The 478-nt window shown below is 32.4% G+C and carries 2 protein-coding genes; both read left to right on the top strand.

All coding sequences use genetic code 11. From position 1 onward, the window contains the following. The coding region (locus tag OM075_RS25585; RefSeq protein ID WP_301193390.1) for a type IX secretion system membrane protein PorP/SprF at positions 1–183 on the top strand (183 nt) is incomplete at its 5' end. A 28-nt stretch (positions 184–211) separates the two neighbouring features. After that, on the top strand, positions 212–478 hold a 267-nt coding region (locus OM075_RS25580), incomplete at its 3' end, for a hypothetical protein (protein ID WP_301193389.1).

Raw genomic sequence — 478 nt, 5'->3', positions numbered from 1 at the left:
ATAGGCGATGCAGTGGCATTGATTGCTAATGTTCAGTTGAACAAACAGCTGATGGTTGGTTATTCATACGATTTCTCTGTTTCAAATTTAGCGACCTATAATAATGGATCACATGAAATTATTATTAGTTATGATTTTGATGGATTTCTTAAGAATAAGGTGATTTCACCAAGATATTTTTAATTGTTGAGAACAGAGAAAAAGAAACGAAATGAAAAGATATTCAATACTGATCATATTATTAATGAGCTTAACGATTGGGGTTAATGCTCAATCGTATAAAAATAAGCTGGATAGTTTAGTGGCTACATACAGAGTTAGTCAGGCCAATAAATCGTTCGATAACCTGGCTTATATCAATGCCATTAAGAAGTACGAAAAACTAAATGAAGCGGGTTATTTGTCTGATTCAATTAAAGGACAACTGGCTGTGGCCTATTTAAAAGTAAGTGAAACGGTAAAAAGTGAAAATACTTTC

The organism is Plebeiibacterium sediminum, assembly GCF_026013605.1.
GTDB lineage: Bacteria > Bacteroidota > Bacteroidia > Bacteroidales > Marinilabiliaceae > Saccharicrinis > Saccharicrinis sediminus.
Note: the sequence above shows the minus strand (reverse complement) of the source record. Positions and strands in the feature narration are given on the sequence as shown.